1 protein-coding gene is annotated in these 230 nt (G+C 63.0%); it reads left to right on the forward strand.

The genetic code is table 11. From position 1 onward, the window contains the following. Positions 1–230 (forward strand): hypothetical protein (locus H6B10_RS16560; RefSeq protein ID WP_204652476.1); only part of this gene is annotated, 230 nt, incomplete at both ends.

Raw genomic sequence — 230 nt, forward strand, 5'->3', positions numbered from 1 at the left:
TTGTATGGGGGGCAGAAACGGTTCTCCGCTTTTACCGAGGCACTGGCCGAATACCGCCGTCTGGCACGGACGCTGCCGGTGGATCGTCTGATGGAAGAACTGTTGGCGCGTACCGGTTATCTGGCAGCAGTGGGTGCCATGCCGGAAGGAGCCCGCTGCCGGGAAGATCTGCAATCTTTTGTGGCCTGGGCCGGCAGTGCCGGGCGCGCAGGACTTTCTGCGCTGGTACG

Source organism: Gemmiger formicilis, from assembly GCF_016901605.1.
GTDB lineage: Bacteria > Bacillota > Clostridia > Oscillospirales > Ruminococcaceae > Gemmiger > Gemmiger formicilis_B.